Below are 5,930 nucleotides of genomic sequence, written 5' to 3'. Positions count from 1 at the left end.
CAGCGTAGTCTCGTGGGCTCGGAGATGTGTATACGAGACCGGCTATAGGGGGTGCGACATGCGGGATCTCCGGTACAAGATGATCATGGCGTTGAACGCGGCCGATCTGGGTGACCCGATCTGCGAGCAGGTGGCCGAGATCTGCGCGGAGATCGCCGAGCAGCACTGCGCCGAGTTCGGCCACACCCCGCAGGTGCGTACCGGCGAGATCGCCGAACTGGCCACCGGAGACCCGGCCCTGACCTGGGCGCCGTCGTCCGCCGACACCGCGCAGCGTGCCTGGTGACCACGACCGCGCCGGCCCCGTCGGTCGACGTACGCCGGGCCGAGGACCGTTTCGCGACCCAGATCTCCTGGCTGGATTCCAAGCACTCCTTCTCGTTCTCCCGGCACTACGACCCGGCCAACACCCACCACGGTCTGCTCCTGGTCAACAACGACGACGTGGTCCGCCCGGGTGCCGGCTTCGAGACCCACCCGCACGAGGACATGGAGATCGTCACCTGGGTGCTGCGCGGTTCCCTCGTGCACCAGGACTCCACCGGGCACTCCGGGGTGATCTACCCGGGGCTGGCTCAGCGGATGAGCGCCGGCACCGGCATCCTGCACTCGGAGAAGAACGACGCCTGGCGGCTCAACAACCAGGAGCCGCACAGCGACCCGGTGCACTTCGTGCAGATGTGGGTGCTCCCCGACGAGCAGGGCGTCGACCCCGGCTACGAGCAGCTGGAGATCGAGGACGAGCTACTGCGCGGCGGCCTCGTGCCGATCGCCTCCGGAATGGACCGCTACGACGGCGCCTCCGCGATCCGGATCCGCAACCGCTACGCCACCCTGCACGCCGCCCGGCTCACCCCCGGCGACGAGGTCACCATCCCGGACGCGCCCTTCGTGCACCTGTACGTGCCCGACGGCACGGTCAACCTGGAGGGCAGCGGCCCGCTCGGCACCGGTGACGCGGCCCGGCTCACCATGACCGGCGGCCGTCGGGTCACCGCCGACGAGCCGGCCGAGATCCTCGTCTGGGAGATGCACGCCACCGTCGCCTGACCCCCCGCCCCGGCGACGGGGAGAGGGCCGGGCGAGGGGCCGTCAGGCCGGGGATTCGTTGCGGTCACCCGCCCAGGTGGTGTGGAACGAACCCTCGCGGTCGACACGCTGGTAGGTGTGCGCGCCGAAGTTGTCCCGCAGACCCTGGATCAGCGCGGCCGGCAGGCGCTCGGCGCGCAGCGCGTCGAAGTACGCCAGCGACGACGAGAACGCCGGCGTCGGCACCCCGGCCCGGGCCGCGTCGGCCACCACCCGCCGCCAGCTCGGCACGCCGGCGCCGACCGCCTCGGCGAAGTACGGCGCCACCAGCAACGTCGACAGCTCGGGCTGCTCGTCGTACGCCTCGCGGATCCGGTTCAGGAAGCGGGCCCGGATGATGCAGCCACCCCGCCAGATCGTCGCCGTGCCACCGAGGTCGATGTCCCAGTCGTACTCCTGGCTGCCGGCGCGGATGTGGTCGAAGCCCTGCGCGTACGCGACGATCTTCGAGGCGAGCAGCGCCCGGCGGACGTCCTCGATGAACGCCTCCCGATCGGACACCTGCCACTTCTCTCCGGCGTCCGGGAAGGCCCGGCGCGCCGCCTCCCGCTGGTCGGCGTGACCGGAGAGGGAGCGGGCGAAGGTCGCCTCGGCGATCCCGGTGATCGGTACGCCCAGATCCAGCGCGCTCTGCACCGTCCACCGCCCGGTGCCCTTCTGCTCGGCGCGGTCCAGCACCACGTCGACGAAGGGCTGGCCGGTGGCCGCGTCGCGGTGCGCCAGCACGTCGGCGGTGATCTCGATGAGGAACGACTCCAGCTCGCCGGCGTTCCAGTCGCGGAAGATCTCCGCGATCTCCGCCGGCTCCGCGCCCAGGCCGGCCCGGAGCAGGTCGTACGCCTCGGCGATGAGCTGCATGTCGGCGTACTCGATGCCGTTGTGCACCATCTTGACGAAGTGCCCGGCGCCGTCCGGCCCGATGTGCCGGCAGCACGGCACCCCGTCCACGTGGGCGGAGATCTTCTCGAACATCGGCCCGAGCTTGGCGTACGACTCGGCCGAACCGCCCGGCATGATGCTCGGCCCGAGCAGCGCGCCCTCCTCGCCGCCGGAGACGCCGGTGCCCACGAAGTGCAGACCGTGGGCGCGCAACGCCTCCTCGCGCCGGCGGGTGTCGGCGAAGTGGGCGTTGCCGCAGTCGACGACGATGTCGCCCTCCTGGAGCAGGGGCACCAGCTCGTCGATCACCGCGTCGGTGGGCGCGCCCGCCTTGACCATCACGATCACCGCGCGGGGCCGCTCCAGCGACGCCACGAAGTCGGCCATCGACTCGCCGGGCACGAACGTGCCCTCGTCGCCGTGCTCGGCGATCAGGCTGCGGGTGCGTTCCGGCGAACGGTTGTGCACCGCCACGGTGAAGCCGTTGCGGGCCAGGTTGCGGGCCAGGTTGCGGCCCATCACCGCCAGCCCGGTCACGCCGATCTGCGCCGTCGCCTGCTCAGCCATCCGTGCCGCCACCTCTCACCGTCGTACTGCCGTGCTGCGACCGTATCGCGGTGCGTGGCGGAGCGGGCCGCCTCGTCGACAGCCTGTCACCGGCCGGTGGCGCTCAGCCGCGGGCCAGTCGATCCTCCACGCGCGTCACCTTCGCGGTGAGCGCGTCGTTCACTCCCGGCCGGACGTCGGCCTTGAGCACGACACTCACCCGGGGCGCCCGCGCGGACACCACGTCGACCGCCCGCTTCACCACCGCCATCACCTCGTCCCACTCGCCCTCGACGGTGGTGAACATGGCGTCGGTCCGGTTGGGCAGGCCGGACTCGCGGACCACCCGTACCGCGTCGGCGACCAGGTCACCGACGGACTCACCGACACCGAGCGGGGTAATCGAGAACGCGATCAGCATGCCGCTGATGTTGTCAGGAAAACCGGATGCGCCGGTGCCCGCCCACCCGATAGCGTGCGGGCATGCGTAACTGACGCCCCACTCTCCGAGCCGGTCCGCCGCCCCGCGCCGCGGTCCGTGCGCTCCCGGGCGTCCCGCATCCCCACCCGCCGCGCGGCGGTGCTGGCCCTGCCCAACCCGGTGAGCAGTCCCTTCCCGTTCGACTGTCGCGCTGCGACGGTCACCAGCCGAACCGACCGACCGCCGGAGCGCGGGCCGGCCGCGTCGATCGGCCGAAGGAGGCCCGGATGCCAGCCAGGCGCAACCCGAAGAAGAAGTCGTCCCGTACCGCCGGAGGAACGCCGCTCGGCACCGACCCGGCGGCCGACCGCGGCCCGCTCCGACCGACCCGCGCCGGCCTCGACCTCGCGGTCGAGCCGGTCGAGCCGGCGCTGCCGGCGGGACTGGTCGAGCCGGTTCTGCCGGCGGCGTTGGTCGAGCCGGCGCTGCCGGCGGCGTTGGTCGAGCCGTCGCTGCCGGGTGAGCTGACGCTGCCGGTCGAGGTGCCGGCAGCGGTCGACGCGCCGGTGGTGGCCGACCTGCCGAAGGCGGCCGGGCGACCGGCGGCGCCGACGGCCGGACCGCAGCAGGGTGGCGGACCGCGCTCGGCCGGCGGCCGTAGCCAACGAGCCGGCCAACCCCGCCGCTACGCCTTCCGCCGCAGCTGATCGACACGCCCCCGTTCCGCCGTGCTGTTCCGGCGCGGCGAGCGGTGGCAGCACATTCCGGGAAGTGGTGGCCTCGCGCGCGTCGGAGGTCACCACGTCCCGATGGCTCGCACAGATCCGGCCCGGGGAACGGCAGGGAAGGCGACCTAGCCGATCAGCGGGCGGAAGGCGCCCAGCAGGATGCTGACGGTGAGGGCGCTGCCGGCCAGCGCGGCGGCGACGACGATGAGCACGGCGTCGGCGCGGGTGAAGGACTGGCGGCGGGCCACGGTGCGGGGAGTGCCGGCGTCGAAGCCGCGGGCGTCCATCGCCACGGCCAGCCGGGTGCCCCGACGGATCGCCCCGACCAGCAGCGCGAACGCGGTCGAGGCGAACAACCTCAGCTTCGCCGCCGGGTTACGCCCGGCGTCCACGCCCCGCGCCCGCCGGGCCATGCTGATCATCTGCCACTCCTGGCCCAGCAGCGGCACCAGCCGGAACGCGGCCAGCGCGCCGATGGCGAAGCGGGCCGGCGCCTTCGCGTTCTGGATCAGCGCGTCGGCCAGGTCGGTGGGGTCGGTGGTGGCGAAGACGATCACGCCGGGCAGGGCGACCGCGAGCACCCGCAGGATCAGGCCGAGCGCGGTGAGCAGCACTCCGGTGGTGACCAGCACCGGTCCCGCGTCCAGCAGGACCCGACCGGACCGGTCGGCGGCGAAGAGCACCAGGGTGACCAGGATGCCGACGGCGCTGACCAGCAGCGGCCAGGCCCGGCGGGCCAGCATCCGGTAGCGGATGCCGAACAGCGGCAGCACGGCCAGTTCGAGCGCGATGGCGATCGCCGGGGCCACCGGGTCCAGGGTGGCCAGCAGGGTGAACGAGAAGACCAGTGCGGCGGCCACCTTCGCGACCGGGTTGCGGCGGGCCAGTGGCGCGCCGGGCGCGGCGACCGGCTCGATGCTGATCATCGGGTGCCGGTCACGATCGCTCCAGGGTGACGGTGCGGTCGGCGAGCGCGGCGACGAAGTCCGGGTCGTGGGTCACGGTGACCACGCCGTGCCCGGCGTCGCGGAGATCGGCGAAGAGGTCGACCAGTTCCCGCCAGGTCCGCCGGTCCTGACCGAAGGTGGGTTCGTCGCAGATCAGCAGGCGGGGCGCGGTGGCCAGGGCGGTCGCCACGCTCAGCCGCCGGGCCTCCCCACCCGAGAGGGTGTACGGGTTGGCGGCGGCGAGCCGGGCCAGCCGCAGCCGGTCCAGCAACCCCGCCACGGTCTCCCGGACCGCTGTCTCGGGCTGGCCCGTCCGGCGTGGGCCGAGCGCCAGCTCGTCGAAGACGGTGCTGGTCACGAACTGGTGCTCCGGGTCCTGGAAGACCGACCCGATCCGGCGGGCCAACGCGGGCGCCCGCCACCGGTGCGGGGGAGTGCGGTGATCCGGCCCGGCCAGCTCGGTGGACGCGCAGACCCGCCCCGCGCCCGGCCGGAGCAGCCCACCGAGCAGCAGCGCCAGGGTGGACTTGCCGGCTCCGTTGGGCCCGCGCACGGCGAGCGCCTCGCCGGCGCGTACCGCCAGGTCGGTGGGGGCCAGCCGGGGCGGCAGGCCGAGCCGGTCGGCGGTCAGCAGCAGCTCGCCGGGGGCGCCGGCCGCCGGCCGGGTGGCGACGGGGTGACCCGGCACCCAGACGCCCTCGGCGGCGAGGGCGGCGCCGTGCGCGGCGAAGACCTCCTCGGGCGGGCCGTCCGCGCGGACCCCGCCGGCAGGCTCCAGGACGACCACCCGGTCGACCAGCGGGAGCGCCTCGGCGACCCGGTGCTCGACCAGGATCAGGGTGGTGTCGGCGTCCAACGCGCCGGCCACCGCGCGCCGGACGAGGTCGGCCCCGGCCGGGTCGAGGTTGGCGGTCGGCTCGTCGAGCAGCAGCAGGCCGGGGCGCAGGGCCAGCGCGCCGGCCAGGGCGAGGCGTTGCTGTTCGCCGCCGGAGAGCGCGGCGGTGGGCCGCTCCCGGCCGTACGGGAAGCCGACCCGGCGCAACGCCTCGTCCACCCGGGGCCAGATCTCGCCGGCCGGCACCCCCCGGTTCTCCAGCCCGAACGCGACGTCGTCGCCGCTGCGGGCCATCACCAGCTGGGTCTCCGGGTCCTGAAAGACGATGCCGACCCGTTCCCGACCCTTGCGCGGGTCGAGCCCGTCGATCTCGACGGTGCCCTCCTGCTCGCCGGAGTCCTCGGGCAGCAGCCCGGCGAGCGCGCTGAGCAGCGTGCTCTTGCCCGCCCCCGACGGCCCGAGCAGCAGAACCCGCTCCCCAGCCT

The 5,930-nt window shown here is 74.0% G+C and carries 7 protein-coding genes; 3 read left to right on the top strand and 4 right to left on the bottom strand.

Going from position 1 to position 5,930, the window contains the following annotated elements; all coding sequences use genetic code 11:
• Nucleotides 1-58: 58 nt before the first annotated feature.
• Nucleotides 59-286, top strand: a complete 228-nt coding sequence (locus EAD89_RS29760; RefSeq protein ID WP_121652151.1) for a thioredoxin reductase — start codon at nt 59-61, stop codon at nt 284-286.
• Nucleotides 283-1,050: a pirin-like bicupin family protein gene (locus tag EAD89_RS29755; RefSeq protein ID WP_121678001.1), complete on the top strand. Its 768-nt coding sequence runs from the start codon at nt 283-285 to the stop codon at nt 1,048-1,050. Before EAD89_RS29760 ends, EAD89_RS29755 begins: the two co-directional genes overlap by 4 nt.
• A 42-nt stretch (nt 1,051-1,092) precedes the next feature.
• Here the strand turns inward: EAD89_RS29755 and gndA are convergent, their stop codons facing one another.
• Together gndA and EAD89_RS29745 are read right to left on the bottom strand one after the other, a co-directional pair.
• Nucleotides 1,093-2,535 (bottom strand): NADP-dependent phosphogluconate dehydrogenase, encoded by a 1,443-nt coding sequence (gndA, locus tag EAD89_RS29750; RefSeq protein WP_121678000.1) that lies wholly within the window; start codon nt 2,533-2,535, stop codon nt 1,093-1,095.
• Between the two features lie 103 nt (nt 2,536-2,638).
• On the bottom strand, nt 2,639-2,935 hold the full coding sequence (locus tag EAD89_RS29745; protein ID WP_121677999.1) for an MTH1187 family thiamine-binding protein: 297 nt from the start codon (nt 2,933-2,935) through the stop codon (nt 2,639-2,641).
• Between the two features lie 287 nt (nt 2,936-3,222).
• On the opposite strand from EAD89_RS29745, the gene EAD89_RS31190 reads away from it, so the two are divergent.
• Nucleotides 3,223-3,642: a hypothetical protein gene (locus EAD89_RS31190; protein WP_121677998.1), complete on the top strand. Its 420-nt coding sequence runs from the start codon at nt 3,223-3,225 to the stop codon at nt 3,640-3,642.
• 146 nt (nt 3,643-3,788) lie between these two features.
• Here EAD89_RS31190 and EAD89_RS29735 read toward each other — a convergent pair whose 3' ends face one another.
• On the bottom strand, nt 3,789-4,589 hold the full coding sequence (locus tag EAD89_RS29735; protein WP_121677997.1) for an energy-coupling factor transporter transmembrane protein EcfT: 801 nt from the start codon (nt 4,587-4,589) through the stop codon (nt 3,789-3,791).
• Nucleotides 4,590-4,599: 10 nt separating this feature from the next.
• On the bottom strand, nt 4,600-5,930 hold a 1,331-nt coding region (locus EAD89_RS29730; protein ID WP_121677996.1), incomplete at its 5' end, for an ABC transporter ATP-binding protein.

Origin of the sequence: Micromonospora sp. BL4, assembly GCF_003667505.1 — a bacterium.
GTDB lineage: Bacteria > Actinomycetota > Actinomycetes > Mycobacteriales > Micromonosporaceae > Micromonospora.
Note: the sequence above shows the minus strand (reverse complement) of the source record. Positions and strands in the feature narration are given on the sequence as shown.